Origin of the sequence: Geofilum rubicundum JCM 15548 (assembly GCF_000974365.1) — a bacterium.
In the GTDB taxonomy this organism is placed as follows: domain Bacteria; phylum Bacteroidota; class Bacteroidia; order Bacteroidales; family Marinilabiliaceae; genus Geofilum; species Geofilum rubicundum.
In genome coordinates this window covers 1-17,335 of sequence record NZ_BAZW01000013.1, presented here as the reverse complement: position 1 = coordinate 17,335, position 17,335 = coordinate 1, and the positions used below count along the sequence as shown (strand labels likewise).

The 17,335-nt window shown below is 46.8% G+C and carries 14 protein-coding genes and 1 pseudogene; 4 read left to right on the top strand and 11 right to left on the bottom strand.

All coding sequences use genetic code 11. The features are described from left to right. Window positions 1-19: 19 nt before the first annotated feature. Window positions 20-1,639, bottom strand: a complete 1,620-nt coding sequence (locus JCM15548_RS08395) for an MFS transporter (RefSeq protein WP_062124345.1) — start codon at window positions 1,637-1,639, stop codon at window positions 20-22. A 70-nt stretch (window positions 1,640-1,709) separates the two neighbouring features. After that, entirely contained in the window at window positions 1,710-2,474 is a 765-nt protein-coding gene (locus JCM15548_RS08390) for an NUDIX hydrolase (protein ID WP_062124343.1), read from the bottom strand. Window positions 2,475-2,780: 306 nt separating this feature from the next. Here JCM15548_RS08390 and JCM15548_RS08385 point away from each other — a divergent pair, with 306 nt between their 5' ends. After that, window positions 2,781-3,530: an NYN domain-containing protein gene (locus JCM15548_RS08385; RefSeq protein WP_062124341.1), complete on the top strand. Its 750-nt coding sequence runs from the start codon at window positions 2,781-2,783 to the stop codon at window positions 3,528-3,530. A gap of 24 nt (window positions 3,531-3,554) precedes the next feature. Here the strand turns inward: JCM15548_RS08385 and JCM15548_RS08380 are convergent, their stop codons facing one another. From JCM15548_RS08380 to JCM15548_RS08370, 3 genes are all read right to left on the bottom strand, one after another. Then, complete coding sequence (locus JCM15548_RS08380) at window positions 3,555-4,031, bottom strand: low molecular weight protein-tyrosine-phosphatase (RefSeq protein ID WP_062124338.1); 477 nt, start codon at window positions 4,029-4,031, stop codon at window positions 3,555-3,557. A 64-nt stretch (window positions 4,032-4,095) separates the two neighbouring features. Next, entirely contained in the window at window positions 4,096-4,773 is a 678-nt protein-coding gene (locus JCM15548_RS08375) for an NUDIX hydrolase (protein WP_062124402.1), read from the bottom strand. A gap of 151 nt (window positions 4,774-4,924) precedes the next feature. After that, window positions 4,925-5,926, bottom strand: coding sequence for a substrate-binding domain-containing protein (locus JCM15548_RS08370; RefSeq protein ID WP_062124336.1), 1,002 nt, complete (start codon window positions 5,924-5,926; stop codon window positions 4,925-4,927). Between the two features lie 156 nt (window positions 5,927-6,082). Between JCM15548_RS08370 and JCM15548_RS08365 the strand changes: the two genes are divergently transcribed. After that, on the top strand, window positions 6,083-7,864 hold the full coding sequence (locus JCM15548_RS08365; protein WP_062124335.1) for a methyl-accepting chemotaxis protein: 1,782 nt from the start codon (window positions 6,083-6,085) through the stop codon (window positions 7,862-7,864). A 15-nt stretch (window positions 7,865-7,879) separates the two neighbouring features. On the opposite strand, the gene JCM15548_RS08360 is transcribed toward JCM15548_RS08365, so the two are convergent. From JCM15548_RS08360 to JCM15548_RS08350, 3 genes are read right to left on the bottom strand one after another with little or no spacing between them, the layout of a single operon-like run. Then, window positions 7,880-8,230 carry an MmcQ/YjbR family DNA-binding protein gene (locus JCM15548_RS08360; protein WP_062124334.1) on the bottom strand — a complete coding sequence of 117 codons (351 nt, stop codon included), beginning with the start codon at window positions 8,228-8,230 and terminating at the stop codon, window positions 7,880-7,882. Window positions 8,231-8,255: 25 nt separating this feature from the next. After that, window positions 8,256-8,624 (bottom strand): YraN family protein, encoded by a 369-nt coding sequence (locus JCM15548_RS08355; protein ID WP_062124329.1) that lies wholly within the window; start codon window positions 8,622-8,624, stop codon window positions 8,256-8,258. A 17-nt stretch (window positions 8,625-8,641) separates the two neighbouring features. Further along, window positions 8,642-9,511 (bottom strand): S66 peptidase family protein, encoded by an 870-nt coding sequence (locus JCM15548_RS08350; RefSeq protein ID WP_227625615.1) that lies wholly within the window; start codon window positions 9,509-9,511, stop codon window positions 8,642-8,644. A gap of 220 nt (window positions 9,512-9,731) precedes the next feature. Here JCM15548_RS08350 and metG point away from each other — a divergent pair, with 220 nt between their 5' ends. After that, the gene (gene metG / locus JCM15548_RS08345) at window positions 9,732-11,765 is read left to right on the top strand and encodes a methionine--tRNA ligase (RefSeq protein WP_062124318.1); all 2,034 of its coding nucleotides are present in this window, start codon (window positions 9,732-9,734) and stop codon (window positions 11,763-11,765) included. A 138-nt stretch (window positions 11,766-11,903) separates the two neighbouring features. On the opposite strand, the pseudogene JCM15548_RS26685 reads toward metG, so the two are convergent. From JCM15548_RS26685 to JCM15548_RS08325, 3 genes and pseudogenes are all read right to left on the bottom strand, one after another. Continuing rightward, window positions 11,904-13,969: pseudogene (locus JCM15548_RS26685) on the bottom strand (Aq_1262 family (lipo)protein). A 209-nt stretch (window positions 13,970-14,178) separates the two neighbouring features. Then, a complete protein-coding gene (locus tag JCM15548_RS08330) occupies window positions 14,179-14,646 on the bottom strand; it encodes a hypothetical protein (RefSeq protein ID WP_157482557.1) in 468 nt (155 codons plus the stop codon). After that, entirely contained in the window at window positions 14,610-15,107 is a 498-nt protein-coding gene (locus JCM15548_RS08325; RefSeq protein WP_157482555.1) for an HU domain-containing protein, read from the bottom strand. The genes JCM15548_RS08330 and JCM15548_RS08325 overlap by 37 nt, the downstream gene beginning before the upstream one ends. 218 nt (window positions 15,108-15,325) lie before the next feature. Here JCM15548_RS08325 and JCM15548_RS08320 point away from each other — a divergent pair, with 218 nt between their 5' ends. After that, on the top strand, window positions 15,326-16,915 hold the full coding sequence (locus JCM15548_RS08320; RefSeq protein WP_162198196.1) for a site-specific integrase: 1,590 nt from the start codon (window positions 15,326-15,328) through the stop codon (window positions 16,913-16,915). Window positions 16,916-17,335 lie beyond the last annotated feature (420 nt).

Sequence of the window (17,335 nt, the reverse complement as noted above, 5' to 3'; positions counted from 1 at the left end):
ACGATCTCTCTATACAGCACTAGTTGCCAGCTGCCTCGACTTGATTCCGCCGGTTGTTCAGTTCCGTGGTAATCTCATCCATTTTTGTTTGATTCAAGGGATACAGGGTCATTACACCGGCAGCTATCAAAGCGATGGTCGTTGGTATCCAACTCATGAGCATCACAATGCCCGGCACCGCACCTTCTATGGCCACAGAATCCTGTCCGTCATAATGGAAGGAAGCGAGGACCATACCTATTATAGCCCCTGCGACGCCGCCCCCAAATTTGGTGGAAAAGGAGCCTGCAGAATAAATGAGTCCAGTAGCCCGGCGTCCATTTTTAAACTCTGAAAAATCAGCGGCATCCCCCAACATCGCAAAGAAAAGCGTAGGAAATATGGCGGCTCCAAATTCAGAGACGATGCCGATGATGAAAATACTCACCGTATTTTCCGGTCCACAGAATGCCAGCAAGGCATTCACCAAACCCGAAAAAATAAAGGCATAAATAAACAAATTCCGCTTGCCCAAACGCTTGGCTAAAAAGGCGGTGGCCATGGCCCCTGCGATGGAAGCGACCATCAGTGCCACCATATAGGAAGCCGCCAGTAACTGATGGTGCAGATAATGGGTAAAATAGATAACGACGATACCCTGCTTTATGGAGTTGTAAACCTGAAACAGCAGACCAATGAGCAAGAGAATGACCCATGGCCTGTTCCTGAAGAGATCTTTTAAATCCTTCCACAAATTATTCTGTTGGGCTTCCAGTGGTTTAACCCGTTCCCTGGTGGTATAGAAAGTAATGATCAAAGAAAGGGTCAGGAAAAACGACAACACATAAATGGCGTTGCTATACCCCCTTTTCTGATCAATAATCACAATACTTTCCGCATGAAGATCCTCCTCACCGGTCAGCACAAAACGATATTCCTGATGGGCCGTCATAGAAAAACTCTTGCCCTTCGTGGCTAAATTCAGGCTGTCGGGCAAACTGGCATCGGCCCAGGTGAATAGAGCCAAACCATTTTCCGTTTCAATATTAACATTCTCCACATCTTGTGTTGTAGATACAAGCACCTCATATCTGGCAGGTTCCAGTTCTTTGACGGAGATAGAAGGATCAATATTTCCAAAATACGCGACAAGGAACAAAAGCGCACCCTGAACCAGCATTCCGCCACCAAAAGCGCCCACCATGCGGTAGGAACCCAGTGTGGTTCGCTCCTTATCGTCGCCCGTCATTACCGCCATCAATGCACCGTAAGGGATGTTGTTGGCTGTATAAACCAGAGTAAAAATGATGTAAGTCGTGTAGGCATAGACAATCTTCCCTGTATAGCTTAGGTCCGGCGCCGTAAAAAGCATTGAAAGGATGGCCCCCAGAGGAATAGCCGTCCACAAAATCCAGGGACGGAATTTTCCGTAGCGGGACTTGGTCCGGTCGCCTATCACACCCATAAAAATATCACTGATGCCATCCCCTGAGCGGGCAATCAGCATCAATAGGCCAACGGCCGCCGGATTAAGACCAAAAACATCGGTGTAAAAAATAAAAAGGAAGGTGGAAACGCCTCTCCAGGCAATATTGGCAGCTCCGTCACCCAAAGCATAGCCCAATTTTTCCCGCAGAGATATCTTTTCAGAGACATTCATGGTATCATTCTTATTTATCCTAAGATTTCAATTTTACAGGCAACTTATAGTCAAGTACTATTAAGCGATACTAAATGGCAAAATCCAAAAGTTCTTTGCGGTTCAGCTCATACAAGTCGCGATCAAAATTGTATAAGCGCGCCGGTTTATGGGCCACGCCCTTTTGCTTTTCATCCAAAGGCACCAGATATTTCATCCGGGCCACTTTTTTCCGAAAATTTCGTTTATCCAGTTCTACCCCAAGAATCACTTCGTACAGACGTTGTAACTGCGAAAGCGTAAACTTTTCAGGCAGCAATTCAAAACCAATGGGTTCTCTCAGCAGTTTTTTTCGCAACGCCACCAAGGCTTCCTGAAAAATATCCATGTGGTCAAAGGCCAGATCGCGAACACCGGCTACGGGTGTCCAGCGAACATTTCGGCCCTTCCATTCCAAAGTCACCTTATCCGTGGCCAATAAGGAATAGTAACCCACGGTAACGATGCGCTTGTCAGGATCCCGTCCGTTGGCCGCCAACCAGGCCCGGTCATTTTCACGCTTTATCCGGTCAGGCGCACCAAAGGTTTTAAACTGTTCCAGGTAGATATCCTGCAGCCCGGTCAGGTCAAACAACACGCGGGCAGCAGCTTCATCCAAATCTTCGTCTTCATAAATATGGTTCCCGGTTAAGGTCAGGTCGTTAAACAATTCCTTTCCCGTCAACTCATCCACCATTACCCGATCCACGAGCAGCACATTCAACTGATTAAAATCAAATCCGAAAATGACGCAATCGACGGATAAATAATCGTTCAACACACCTACCCGTGTTTTTTGTTCTATGCTTGAGTTCATTTGAGAAGATTTTAAAATCTTAGTGTAATTTTTACACTATTAAAACTTGTGCTAAATTATAACATTAATGCAAAATTGCAAATACTATTTTTTAATATTTTTACAATTTTAAACCCTAAAACAAGATTAACAATCGCTGCGTCGGATGCAAACACCTACAGAGTGCAGCTTTGTGTAAAACATACACTATTAAAACTTCTGCAATTTAGACCAGTTCTAAACTACACCTTTCGTTTCGCTTATATGACAACCACCAAATAATTCAGTAATTTTACAGAAGTCACTTGACGAACCAACGGGAACAACATGAAAACAAATGAAGAATTGCGCTTAGCCGTCCTCATCGACGGAGACAACATACCGTATGCCAACATCAAAGAAATGATGGAAGAAATCGCGAAATTTGGCGTACCTACTTTCAAAAGAATTTATGGCGACTGGACCAAGCCACAGCTAGGGGGCTGGAAAGGCGTTCTTCTGGAAAATGCCATCCATCCCATTCAGCAATACGGGTATACCACCGGCAAAAATGCCACCGATTCGGCCATGATTATTGATGCCATGGACATCCTGTATTCCGGCAAAGTGGATGGCTTTTGTCTGGTTTCAAGCGACAGTGACTTTACGCGACTGGCAACCAGACTCAGGGAGTCAGGCATGAAGGTCATTGGTATTGGTGAAAGGAAAACCCCCTCTCCCTTCATTGTGGCCTGCGACAAATTCATCTACCTGGAGATTTTAAGATTACAGGATGAAAAGGAACCTGGCAAAACAACGAAGGATAAGCCAAGCACCCCGGTACAAGTGATTGACAACAAACTTCTAAAACTCATTAAATCGAGTGTCAACGATTTGGCCGATGATGATGGATGGGCATTTTTAGGCGAGATTGGCCAGATGCTGAATAAAAAGCGCCCCGATTTTGACCCCAGAAACTATGGGTTCACCAGATTGACACCCTTATTAAAATCACTTAAGAAGAATTTTGAGGTGGATGAACGCATTTCCGGCAAATCAAATGCCAAACAGGTTTATGTAAAGAACAAAGGAAAGTAAGCTGTTCCGGCAAAAACACCCCGCCTATTTCCGGCTGACGTGATCATAAAGCCCCTGGCAGGCATCTTCCAACAGATCCAGCACCAGCTCAAAACCGGCATCACCGCCGTAGTAAGGGTCGGGCACCTCATCATAGCCCATATGACGGGCATAGTCGGTCATTTTAACAATCTTATGACGCGCTGCCTCATCCGGTGCCATTCCCGTCAAATCACGGACATTCTGATCGTCCATGGCCACCACCCAATCGAAATAATCAAAATCAACCGAGGGTACAACAGGGCGACTGATGCTTGTCAGTTGATACCCCCGTTTGATGGCATGCCTTTTCATTCGGGCATCAGCAGGTTCCCCCTCATGGGCAGCGATAACGCCTGCCGAATCAATTTCGAAAAGGTGTCCGGAACCATTTTTGTCGATGATCCCTTTCATCACCGCTTCAGCGCTAGGTGACCGGCAGATATTACCCAGACAAACAAATAAAACTTTCTGTTTTTTCATAATGCTTCCCTCTTTAGTCTGATTTTATCGACCATTCTAATGGAGACCTTTTCGCCACAAGCCCTTAATTAATTTTGAAAATGCGGTCACCGTTAGAGTTATCCTCACTTTCTTTAAAACGATAATAAAAAGCGCCCTTTTTCGACTCGGTGGTATTCTTGATATTTAAACGTTCCAACACATTCAGAGACAATACTTTCTTTCGAAAATTACCCGGATCAAACGGCCTTTGGTAAATGACCTCGTAAAGGCTTCTTAATTGCATCAAGGTGAATTTTTCGGGTAGAAGCTCTTTACCGGTTAATTCAAAAGAAGCCCTTTTCTGTAGGGAACGCAGACCGTCATTGATGATTTTCTCGTGGTCAAAGATAAGCTCGGGCAATTGGTTCAATGGCCACCAATGGGCTCCATTTTCACGCACCAAAGCTTTATCATGCTGGTCTATTCTTATCAGCGCCACAAAGGCAATGCTCACAACCCTGGCTCCAGGATCCCGATCAACTGCCGAAAAAGCAGCCACCTGTTCCAGATAAATATCCTTTAACCCTGTGGTTGAATACAACACCCGCATGGCAGCGTCTTCCACCGACTCTTCCAACCCTACAAAACCTCCCATGAGCGACCACTTACCAAGGGCCGGTTCAATTTCCCGGGGACGTAACAACAACTTCAGTTCCCCATCCTCATAACCAAATATGACACAATCAACAGCTACAAGTAATTTAGGGTGATGATAAACCATGACTAAAAAATTCAAAATTGGGACAAACAAAAAGGAACAATCAATCTGTTTGAATAGTTAAAGATGTCATTCGAAAAGGCAAATATAGGGATTTAACTGAAATCTCAGAAATTCCTTTTTTTTAAGTCCGGCAAATGTCGTGACCTTCACCTTAGCGAATATCCGTCCAGGCATATTCACCGGATTGTATCAATACCTCCTCGATGTTCTCTTTGGTGACCTTTACCGAAGGAATATTAACGGTCGCAATATTGGCGGCCCCGTTGAAAGTAGTAACGGCCGTCAGACCGGAAGGCCGCTCGCCTTTTAAAAGGGCATCGACCAGCTCCGCTGTCTTTACACCTAAAATCTGGTGCGGATGATAGATGGTCATGAACATCTCCCCCTGATAAATGCTCTGTACCGCTTCCTGCAAGGCATCCTGACCAGTAATAATCACCCCGTGGTGCGCATCGTATTGTTTAAGAACTTCCAGTGCGCCCATCCCCATAGGATCGTTGCAGGCTATTACGACATCAATGTCGGTACCATACGCATCTATCACCTGTTGCATCTCAAAGGCAGCCCTTTCGCGGTTCCAACCCTCCATATGCGTTTCATACAGCAAGTTAACATTCCCTGAGGCAATGTGCGGTTTGAGCAATGAATCGATGTGCTGTTTAAGCTCCATCCCGTTCCGGTCGAACCGATCTCCGGCAAACACCACATAGTTACCGGATGGCTTGTGTTCCAGCGCGGTTTCACAAAACAGCCGGGCATTGTCCCTGTTATCCCCTGTCACGTATAAATCAAAATCCGCATTGTTAATCAAACGGTTATAGGCTATCACCTTTACTCCCCTGCTTTGGGCCTCGCGCACCAAAGGCGCAATGGTGTTGCCATTGACAGGAGCAATAACCAGGGCATCTACCCCCATATCCAACAGCTCATAGCCCTGCGACAATTGAATGGCACCATCGTCCTCGCCCGACTTAATAATCACTTCATGTCCCATCTCCCGAAGTTTCTCAGCCATGTAATTACCTTCACTGACAAACCGATACCTGTCGGCCGACGGGTTCAGGTAACCCACCGTGTAAGATTCCTGTTTACTGCACGAAAAGAAACTCAGCAAAACAAAAATCCCCAGAAAAAACTTCATCGCTTGACTCATAATTTAAAGTTTAAATTTCAAATAACTAACACTTTAGACCTTTCAACAAAGAAATAAACCAGGTGTGTATGTCCAAAAATTAAAACATATCGTTTACTTTGTCCGTACAAAATTACATAAATTATAGTAATTTTAAGCTTCTTAAACATTTTGATTATGCCAAATATGACCAACTGGAAGGATTTAACGGTCCGCAAAAAAATAGGCTTAAGTTTCAGTATCATCATTGCCATTTCTATGGTGACCGGACTGTTACTCCTTTTTAACCTGTACCAGATTTCCTCCAAAACACGGCAAATGGTAAATGTCCATATACCATCCGCCAATGCCACCAACCAACTGATGCGATATTGGCAGGAGGCCAGTGAATTTATGCGATCGCACCAATTTACCGGTGACGATTTTTATAGTGCCCAACATGACATCGCCTTTACCCGTTTAAGCAATGCCATTGCTGAGTTGAGTGAACTCACGGCTGAACGCGAAGCAGAACTCGAAGGCAAGGGTGTTTATATTAAGCTGCTAAGAACGTATGCCGCTCAATACAGAGAAACAAGAGCCGACTATATGCAGGAATTTGAGGCTTTCAACAACCAACAGCTGGCGTATTTCGATTTGGTGGAAGACATCAACGCTGCCCCCGGAAGCTATCCGGCGACCATTAGGGCGCCACTCAACCATCTGTCGCTCGGCATCAGCCAATCCATCTATAATCGGGATGGTATAAGCATGCAGGCTTTAAACGAGGTGGTGGAAGCGCTGCAGAACAGTGTTCAGAGAACCGGCGGAACCACCGCCTTTAGAGAGGATATGAACCAATCGCTTCAACTGGCTGGCGGACTCATTGAAGCGTACCGGACACTGCGCATAGCGGAGCTGAAAACCTATGAGGCGGCCAAAAATATTTTGTGGGAAGTGAGGGCTTCTGCGGATATCGGTCTTGACCAGATCATCCTTACCGGAAATGTGAGTGACGAGATTACCAGGCAGCAAAGAAATATTCAATCAGCTACCCTGGCCCTGACCTTGATTCTGGGCATTGTTTTCATATTTCTGCTATCGAGTTCCATCAGCAAGCCCATTATCCGCGGCATAGAAATGGCCGAAAGGGTAGCGGCGGGAGATCTCACTGTTGAAATGAAGGAGGACCGAAAAGATGAAATTGGCCGCTTGGCCATTGCACTTAACAACATGACCAGAAATCTGAACAAATTAATCGGTCAGATCATTACCACCTCTTCCGCCATTTCTTCCTCCAGTGAGAAACTGAGTCACAAGGCCATGGACTTGGCTGAAGGGGCCAATCAACAGGCCTCATCGGCCGAAGAAGTATCCTCCTCCATGGAAGAAATGCACGCCGTCATCGAACAAAACACAGAAAACGCCAAAGAAACAGAGGGCATTTCTGCCAGTGCTGCCAGTCAAATGAAAGAAAGCAACGAACGCAGCAAAGAGGCCAATCACCATTTGGAAGAAATAACCAACAAAATACTGGTCATTAAGGACATTGCCTTCCAGACCAATATCCTGGCCCTTAATGCCGCTGTTGAAGCTGCCAGAGCGGGACAGGAAGGTCGGGGTTTCGCCGTAGTAGCCGCTGAAGTCCGCAAACTGGCCGAACGCAGTCAGGCCGCCGCCCAGGAAATTACCAAAGCCTCCACCGTTACCAACGATGCGTCCAAACTGTCGACCGATTTACTGGACAGTCTGACACCAGAAATTGAAAAAACAGCCAACTTAATCCGTGAAATTTCAGCCGCCTCCATTGAACAGGTAACCGGGGTGCAACAAATCAATCTGGCCCTGCAGGAACTCAATCAGGTGACGCAAAGAAATGCCTCCAATGCCGATGAAATCAATCAGGCCTCATCGGAGTTGCGTGAGTTATCGCAACAACTGGCAGAAGCCACCAACTCTTTCAGAGCCGTCCAACAATAGGCATTCACCCATCACCTAGCCGAACAATTCTGCCCTGACCTTTTTGGTCAGGGTTTTTATCACCTGCTGATACGAATGGTCGATCAGTCCGCATAAAAATTGATCCGTTAAAGAGCCATCCACATCCACCGTATTCCAATGCTTCTTATTCATGTGGTAGCCGGGACGCACAGCGGCATGTGCCTCCCGAAGCTCCATTGCGTATTCCGGATCACACTTCAGATTGATGGAGAAAGCGCCGCTCAAACCGGTCAGCAAAAAAATCTTACCCCCCACTTTAAAAACGAGTGTGTCCTCACCAAAAGGCATATCTTCCGTCGCGTGCGGTAAGGAAAGACAATAGGTCCGCAATTCTTCAATGTTCATTCGTGTTGTTTTTTTTGTTAAAACCCTACTCCACCTGGGCCGTAAAAGCTTTTTCAATGTGTTCAATCTCCCATTTCCCGTTATTGACCGGCAGACAGGTAATGATGTCAAAACGAATCCGGTTATCCATCTTTCTATACCGCACATAGGCATCAGCTGCCAAAACCAGATATCGCACCTTCATGGGAAAGATACTTTCCCGCGGGTGAAGCCATTCACTGGAGCTGCGTGTCCGCACCTCCACAAACACCAACACCTCCCCGTCAAAAGCAATGATATCCACTTCCTTGTGATGAAAATGCCAGTTCCGGTCCACTATTTGGTATCCTTTTTCTTCAAGAAAGTCGGCAGCCTTTTGTTCCCCCAACTTTCCCAAGTCATTGTGTTCTGCCATTGGTAAGGGTTATTCTATTATTTTCGGACGTAAGTAAACGCCACCTTATCCTTCATCACCTCCAACCGGACTTTATGCCCCATCAAAAGCGGCCAGTTGCATTTATCATGACCGGAGGGAAAATCAAATAAAACCGGATAGTCGTATTCCGCTACTGCTTGCGAAATGATTTGATATGCCGTGGCACCAAAGGCCGTCTTATTGTCCTGCATATCCGTCATTTGTCCCACCACCAAACCAGCCAACCCCTTCAGCTTTCCGGCTACTTTCAAGCCATACATCATCCGGTCGAGATGATAGAGGTGTTCGCCCACCTCTTCGATGAAAAGAATTTTTCCCTTAGGGTCAAAATCAATGTCGGCCCCTTTGAGCATAGACAAAATGGTGACATTGCCACCCGTCAGGCGACCGGTGCCCTGTCCCCCGCGATTCAATGAATGGGGTTTAAGCGGATAAACCGGCCACTCCCCCTGAAGAAAATGCCACAAATGATCCATTCCCGTATCGGCAGCCAGTCCGTCCTCCAGATTTTTTGGCATGGGTCCGTGCATGGAAGCCAGACCGAGCTTTTTTTGCCACAAGGCATGAAAAACGGTGATATCACTGAAGCCCACCAACCATTTGGGGGACGTCAACAACAAGTCAAAACGCACCCTGTCCAGCAAGCGAACCGCCCCGTAACCACCACGCATGCACCAAATCACCGCCACTTCCGGATTCAGCAGCATGCTGTTCAAATCATCCGCCCGCTGCTGATCGGTCCCCCCAAACTGGTGCCACGACCCGGCGACATGCCTGCCACGCAAGTGGCGCATCCCAATTCCATCGAGGTACTTCTCAGCTTGTTCCACATAACGGAGAGCAATTTTTCCGGCCGGAGCAACCAGCCCGACCAGGCGCCCGGTTTAATAAATTCAGGGTAAATCATAATCCTGTTTCCGCGTTTTTCTGATTCAACAATTGGCTCGTCACACTTACACCTCGGGATTTTTATCGCATCGAAATCTAAAATCCAAACAGTTTCTAAATGTTTAATTATCTTTGTGCAAATTATTAAAAAAATTTCGGATCCCATATTTTCCCTAAGAAATAGCTACCTCTTTTCGTATGACAAACTTTAAACGCACACTTGTTACCACCGCCCTTCCTTATGCCAACGGCCCCGTTCACATTGGTCACCTGGCTGGTGTTTATGTTCCTGCCGACATCTACGTCCGCTACCTTCGTCTGAAGGGGGAGGATGTTTTACTCATAGGCGGCTCAGATGAACACGGGGTACCCATTACCCTTAAGGCGCGTAACGAGGGCGTTACGCCTCAGGACATTGTGGACAAATACCACGGCATCATCAAAAAATCTTTTGAAGACTTTGGTATTTCCTTTGATATCTATTCGCGCACCAGCAACGAGACCCATTTTGAGACCGCCTCCGGCTTTTTCAAAACGCTTTACGACAAGGGCGAATTTATTGAAAAAGAATCGGAGCAATACTACGATGAGGAAGCCGGTCAGTTTTTGGCCGATCGTTACATTACCGGCACTTGTCCCCATTGCCACAAAGAGGGCGCCTATGGCGACCAGTGTGAAAGCTGCGGCACTTCTTTGAATGCGACGGATCTGATCCAGCCCAAATCCACCATTTCGGGCAGTATTCCCGTACGCAAAGCTACCAAGCACTGGTACCTGCCCCTCGATAAGCACGAATCCTTTTTACGCCAATGGATATTGGAAGACCACAAAGAGTGGAAAAGCAATGTCTATGGTCAGTGTAAATCCTGGATCGACCTGGGTCTGCAACCCCGGGCGGTGAGCCGCGACCTCAACTGGGGCGTACCGGTACCGGTGGAAGGCGCTGAAGGCAAGGTCCTTTATGTTTGGTTCGATGCCCCCATTGGCTACATTTCGGCCACCCGCGAACTCACGCCGGATTGGGAAAAATATTGGAAAGATCCCGAAACCCGTCTGCTCCACTTCATTGGTAAGGACAACATCGTTTTTCATTGCATCGTTTTCCCTTCGATGCTGAAGGCGGAAGGGTCGTATAACCTGCCCGACAATGTGCCCGCCAATGAGTTTCTGAATCTGGAAGGCGACAAAATATCTACCTCCAGAAACTGGGCGGTATGGTTGCACGAGTACCTGACTGAGTTTAAGGACAAGCAGGATGTCCTGCGCTACGTATTAACAGCCAATGCGCCGGAGACCAAGGACAATGATTTCACCTGGAAAGATTTTCAGGCCCGTAACAACAACGAATTGGTAGCCATACTCGGCAACTTTGTCAACCGCAGTCTGGTACTCACCCAAAAATATTACGAGGGTGTTGTGCCCACACCCGGGCCATTCGACACCTTTGATACCGAGACTCTGAACAGCATCGGGACCTTTGTGGATAAAACCGAAGAGGCGCTGAAAAACTTCAAATTCAGGGAGGCCATTAAAGAAGCCATGAACCTGGCCCGTTTGGGCAATAAGTATCTGGCCGACACGGAGCCGTGGAAGTTGATCAAGACCGATGCGGAGCGGGTGAAGACCATCATGTACATTTCCTTGCAAATCACCGCCAATCTGGCCATTCTGATGGAACCGTTTTTGCCCTTCTCAGCGCAAAAACTCAGAACCATGCTGAATATGGGACAGGTCGACTGGCAGCAATGCGGTCAAAAAGAGGTATTGAAACCCGGACATACCATCCATGAGGCTTCGCTGCTTTTCCAGAAAATTGAAGACGCAGAAATTCAGGAGCAGCTCGATAAACTGCAACAATCGAAGAAGGACAACCAGGCAGCTGCCAAAACGGCCACACCTGCCAAAGAGAATATCACCTTTGACGAGTTCACGAAGATGGACATCCGCACCGGAACCATCCTGGAAGCCGAGAAGGTCGCCAAAACGAAAAAGCTGCTTCAACTGAAAATTGACACCGGTATGGACCAGCGAACCGTGGTATCAGGCATTGCCGAATTCTTTCAGCCCGAAGACCTTATTGGTCGCCAGGTATCCATCATGGTCAACCTGGCCCCCCGAAAAATCAAAGGCATAGAATCGCAGGGCATGATCCTCATGGCGGAAGATGCCGACGGAAAACTGGTCTTCGTTAGTCCCGCCAGTCCCGTGAAAAACGGCTCAGAGATCAAATAACGCAGCGCTGTAAAAGATCAATAGGTCCTCAATCCTTTTTTACCTGTTTTACAAATAGTTATGATTTCGCTGTTTATGCAGGTAATTAACTTATAGTTAGAAACTTGCTAACACCTAATGATCTAACGACCTAAAAACCTAACGACCTTTCCTTACAGGTTGGTCACTCAGGATCGGATTATACATCCAATCGAGGGTGCCGGTGGTGGAATAGGCATCAGGTGCGTCGGGGCTGACCACAGCCCCGGCCTTATTAAGGGTTTCTCCCTGAATGATGCCGGTGGGGGTAGTACCTACCCCTTCCGAGTTGTAGGGTCGACTGTAAATGACTTCTCCCGCAGGGATGCGGTTGCGGTGTTCATCCAATACTGAGCCGTCCGACCGGAAGGTAAAAGGCACATGCCCGGCTTCTGAACCAAAAACATCTTTGCCCAGATTAAAACTCTGATCCAGCACCACCTTTCGGTAGGCCTGAATATTCGATTGCATGGTGGTGTAGGTTGGGTAGAACAGCCTCCCCTTTATGTAATACTGGTCGTCCGCTTCATGATAATCCAGATAGGCCAGATCGTCCGCAAAACGGCGCATTAATTTTTGACGCTCCAGCAATCTGGGTTTACGCTCTTCCAGCGACATATCTTTTAAAACATCGTCATTGAGCATTTCTTCCGAAGAAAAAGAAAGGTTCAGTGTCTCCCCCTTCATCTGGGCATAGACTGCCAGCTCATCGCGAATCTCATCGGGCATCACACCATACAAATCACCCCCCACTACCGAATGATAAAACCCGGCCAGCTCACCCATTTTTCCATCCGCGGCATAATAATCTTTCAACCGGGTGATTTCCGGAGTGGTGCTCGCATACTGGCCATAATTCATTTCTCCCCACCCTTCATCACCGGGTAATTGGCGTTGAAAGGACCAAACGGCATCAATGGTGTTGCCGACTTTGGAGTGACAGCCAATGCATTGGGTCAGCTCCTCAGTGGTCTGGGGCCGAAGCTCGCCATGGCGGTTCTCAATAAAGGCGGCCAGAATCCAGCCCATGCCATTATCGACCCATCCTTGCCCCTCTTTACCAATAAACCACTCAAATTCCTCTTCCCCCTCTTCTTCATCCATCGCGATGTCCGCCAACCCCACTTCCTTCCACTTATACATATACCTGATTTCCTTAACGCGTTTGGATCGGGTTCCCGGAAACTCATAAGTCAGGCCGCCATCACCCATCACGCCATCCAGTTGAGTGCCATGCTCACCATCGGCCAGCAAATCCACATAATGCAAGGGATGGGCAAACTCGGTGCCCACCGGATAAAAGCCCGCTTGCACTTCAATGGCCGCTGCATCGCCGTAATAGTGACTTCTTTCGTAAAATTTATTTCTGATCTGATCAGCCAATAACTGCCAGTTGGCTGATAGGTATCGTAGTCGAACACCCCGTTCAACTGTTGAAACGATGCCGGGAGACGAACATAAATTCCACTTACACTTCCTGTGAGCGGCGTAAATATGGCATAGGGAAAAAAGTTGATCGACCGCCAGCCCGTATATCCGCCTGATTCATCCCGCACATAGCCAGCCTCATCCACATAGCCATGCTGACCGCCCGATGTCGGATTGCCTTCCACATAGGGAAATAAATGATGGGGATCAAGAGCGGGCATCAAGGCAAACCGGCTGTCCGGTGCCGCCGTGCTTAGCCATTCTGTATCCCCATTGCCCCGGCCTTTGTCAAAGGCCGACTTCCAGTTATCCTTCCGCACATAATCCACATCCTCCCTATCCGGAAGTTCAATGCCATCCTGCTCCAGACGCTCTGTAATTTTGTGCGGATGAATCACATTGTCCCACAATATGCGGTTCAGAGCCGGCGTGGGAAAACTATAAACGATCTGATCTTCGGCAATGGGATAGTTATTTCCATGACCAATGGAAGCCAAATAATCGGTATGGCAATACTTGCAAGCATTCTGCGTGCCATAACCCGTTTCAATCCAACACTGGGCAGGTATGGCAGGTTCCTCATTGAAGGAAGGCTTATAGGTAGTTCCGGCCACCTCTTCAAAACCCTTCGGAGCAATCCCGAGGAAAAAATCCTCGGCCGAGATGACTTCAGGATCTAAACCTATGGCTTTCCATTCATCCAGACCAACAGAGGCCTTTTTATGGAGTTGCTGACAGGTAATGAACCCTGTGGCCATAAGGATCAAGAGGAATAAGGGAAGCAGTTTAGGCAGAATGGATGGTCGCATAAGTATCTTGTTTGTTTTTACTTACCAGCAAAATAAGCAAATAGCACCGATCATCCAATGCGATGAAGCATTAGCAGACCTATTTATAACCATTACAAAAAACAAAAGTCACTTCCCGCTGACGAGAAGTGACCTTTCTAATATACTAACAGAAAATCTTATTTACTGGTGTGTACCCAAACGGAGGCAAACCGGGCTTGCTGACGGTATTTTTTCATCGCATCAATGGCCGCCTGGCGATTTTCAAACGACTCCAGGGCAATCCGGAACCGTCCGGACCCATCCGCCAGAACATGGGCTTGTGCAAATCCTTCCTGGACAAAGTTGCTAAGGGACTGATTGGCAGGTCTCGATTGTTTAAAACTGGCAGCGATAAGGTGGTGCCTTTTGACAGTTGCAGGCTCCTCGGCTACGGGCAAAACGCTTTCTTCCTTTAGATCCGCCTCCACCATCAATGCTTCACTTTCGACCACCTCAGTAACACCTTGTTCCGTTGCTGCATTGAGCATGGACGAAAAACCAGCCTCACTGACCTCAGGCATTTTGAGCTCAAATGTTGAGAAAAAGAAGAGTCCCGCAATCATGGCAGCTACCGCTGTCCAGTAACGTGGGGAGCGATTTTGCATGATGCGTGCACATGCATTTTTTGCTCAATTTTGGCCACATGCTTATAGTCCAGTGGCTCAAACCTAAAGGTGCTTAAGCCCAGAGCATCCGGCAAAAACGAAGCATTTTCATTCGGGGCATACAAAATATTCCCTATGGCATCGCCTCTCAGAGACCCCACTTCCCCCATGGGCACTGTTTCACCAGCAGCAATGCGGCTTCTGACATCATTAACAAAAGCAGCAAGAATGTCGGAGGCCTCCGCATAACTCACGGATTGCTCAATGGCCACATGGTTGGCCAGCAATCCATCCTGATGCAAAAGACTACGATTGAATCCAATCTCCTTTAGCGGGGGTACAAATAAATTCTGCTCCGGATGAATCATGGCCGATTTATAGTTGGCGACAAAACCTCCCAGACCAGGCACAATCACGCAGTCGTGATAGTGTAACAAATGAGCAATATGTTTTTCGATCATGGTTGACATATTTGCAAATATAATTAATTTTAGTCCGATGTGCACCACCTTTTTTTTAACATCTGTTGAAAGTTTGTTGATAACTCCCCCCACCCCTCCGCCTAACCGATTAATTTTGTGTTTTCAACCATTTTGAATTATTCGTTTTTTTATATACTTTGGTTCCCATTAATTCCTTGACAATTTTGTAAACCGCAACCCTGTTTTACATGGCCCTATTGAGTACATACCCCGTAATTCATCCCAATAAAGAGCGTGTAGCTATTGGGATCGGTGCTGGTATTAAGGACCATGATTTAGACTTCTCACATCAGCGCCCAATTTTCGAAGCCTTCACGGAATCAATGATTCTGAAGCGTCTGAGTCCGGTTACCCGTAAAATTTACCTACAAGGTTTTAAAAGATTTCTATCGCACCACACCGGTTCAGATATTAACAAACTCTGTTACGGTGAACTTTTGATCTTTGTGAAAGAACAAGCACTGCTAATGCACCCCACAAAGCTTAAGCAAACCATTTCAGCCATAAAGTTTTATTATGAGCGCACCCGGGGAGGCGACAAAATGTTCTTCCCCCTTGCCAAGGATAAAAGGGCCTCGCTGTTCACGCTCTATCTGCCATTTTACGACCTAAAAGAACTACTAAATGGCATCGACTCGCCTGGCGACAAGTTGCTTCTATTCCTGGTTTACCATGCCAATTTTAAGCTAAGGGATATTTGCAGACTACCAAAAGAAGTCGATGGTATCTTTGAACACCAATTCCGCTTACCCGGCAATGATGAGCGAGCCAAACAATATTTCCAGGAATTGGTATCTGAATGTAATAACCAATATCGCCTGAATACCTACTTAATTGAGAATAAAGGGCAAGCGCATAGCTTGAGCACCTTAAAAAGAAAAGTTTTTCGGGTATTGTCACATTACAGGCTGGCAGATATCTACCGAAAACAATATCAACAGATACTCAAACGGACCGATTATAGCGTCAGAACCCGGGCCATGTACCTGAATGCCTTCATGAAGTTTTTGAAGCATTTCAATTATAAACATCCGGTCTTTATCACTGATGGCGACATCCGGACCTATATCGCCTTGCACCGCAAGAATTCCTCTGCCCATCTGAATACCATGATCAGCAGCTTCAAATTCTTTTTTGACAAGGTACACAAGCTTCCCGTCTCACCCCAAATATTGGTGCGTCCCCGCAATGACTTGCATGTGTCCGAGTATTTCTCTGAATCCGAGATGGCCGCCATGCTTGGCACCACCGACTACCTCAAGCACAAATTGCTCTTAGAGTTGAGATGTATAAGCAGTCTGCGCCAACAGGAAATTCAAAATCTGCGACTGGTCGACATTGACTTTAAACGCAACCGACTATTTTTAAAAGCCACGGAGGGCAAGCGCAACCGCTATTCCTTGTTTTCACAACATCTGAACGATTTGCTTAGGACCTACCTGGCCGTTCATAAGCCAAAGACATTTCTTTTTGAAGGCCACAGGCCCGGCATGAAATGCAGTATAACCAATATGTCAGCCATCTTTAAAAACATGGCAAAAGCAGCAGGCATACAACGCCGAGGACACAAACAAATGCTTCGCCACAGCTTCACCACCCAATCACCAGAAGGCAATAAAGACATAGTTTACAGGCAAGAAATGCCGCTACCAGGATATGAAAGCATCAAAGCCTCTGAACGATACACCCACTTTTCAGGTGGCGCCCTGCTCAACATGAAAAGCCCGTCCGGTCGTCCGGGAGTCCAAACAAGCTTCAAAGCGAACAGAAATCACAGTCCGCCCTAGTTCAACACTACCCGCAAAACTATTGCAAATCGCACGAAGCATATGCGATAACTGCCACAAAAAAAAGGCACTTAGTAAATAATTGTTTGTTCGTCTGAAACATAGTCTCCTTACCAAAACACCCCCTGCGTCATGGGACTCAGGCCAACGAAGTTATGTCCAAAGTCAACAAAATAAAAAAAAATAGCACCAAGTCGCTCAACTAATATTATATTTGAACAACACATTACAATAACCAAACAATTGCGGTTAATCCCAACCCAAATCCAATCACATTTAACCGGAAAAACAACCACCATGAAACCCCACCACCAACAACCAAATATATCCAAAAAAGCAACACGCTCGTTAAATCAATCACTTACACCCCAAAACCACCTCACAATATAATAGTCATAAACGTAATGCGTTTATGGAGGT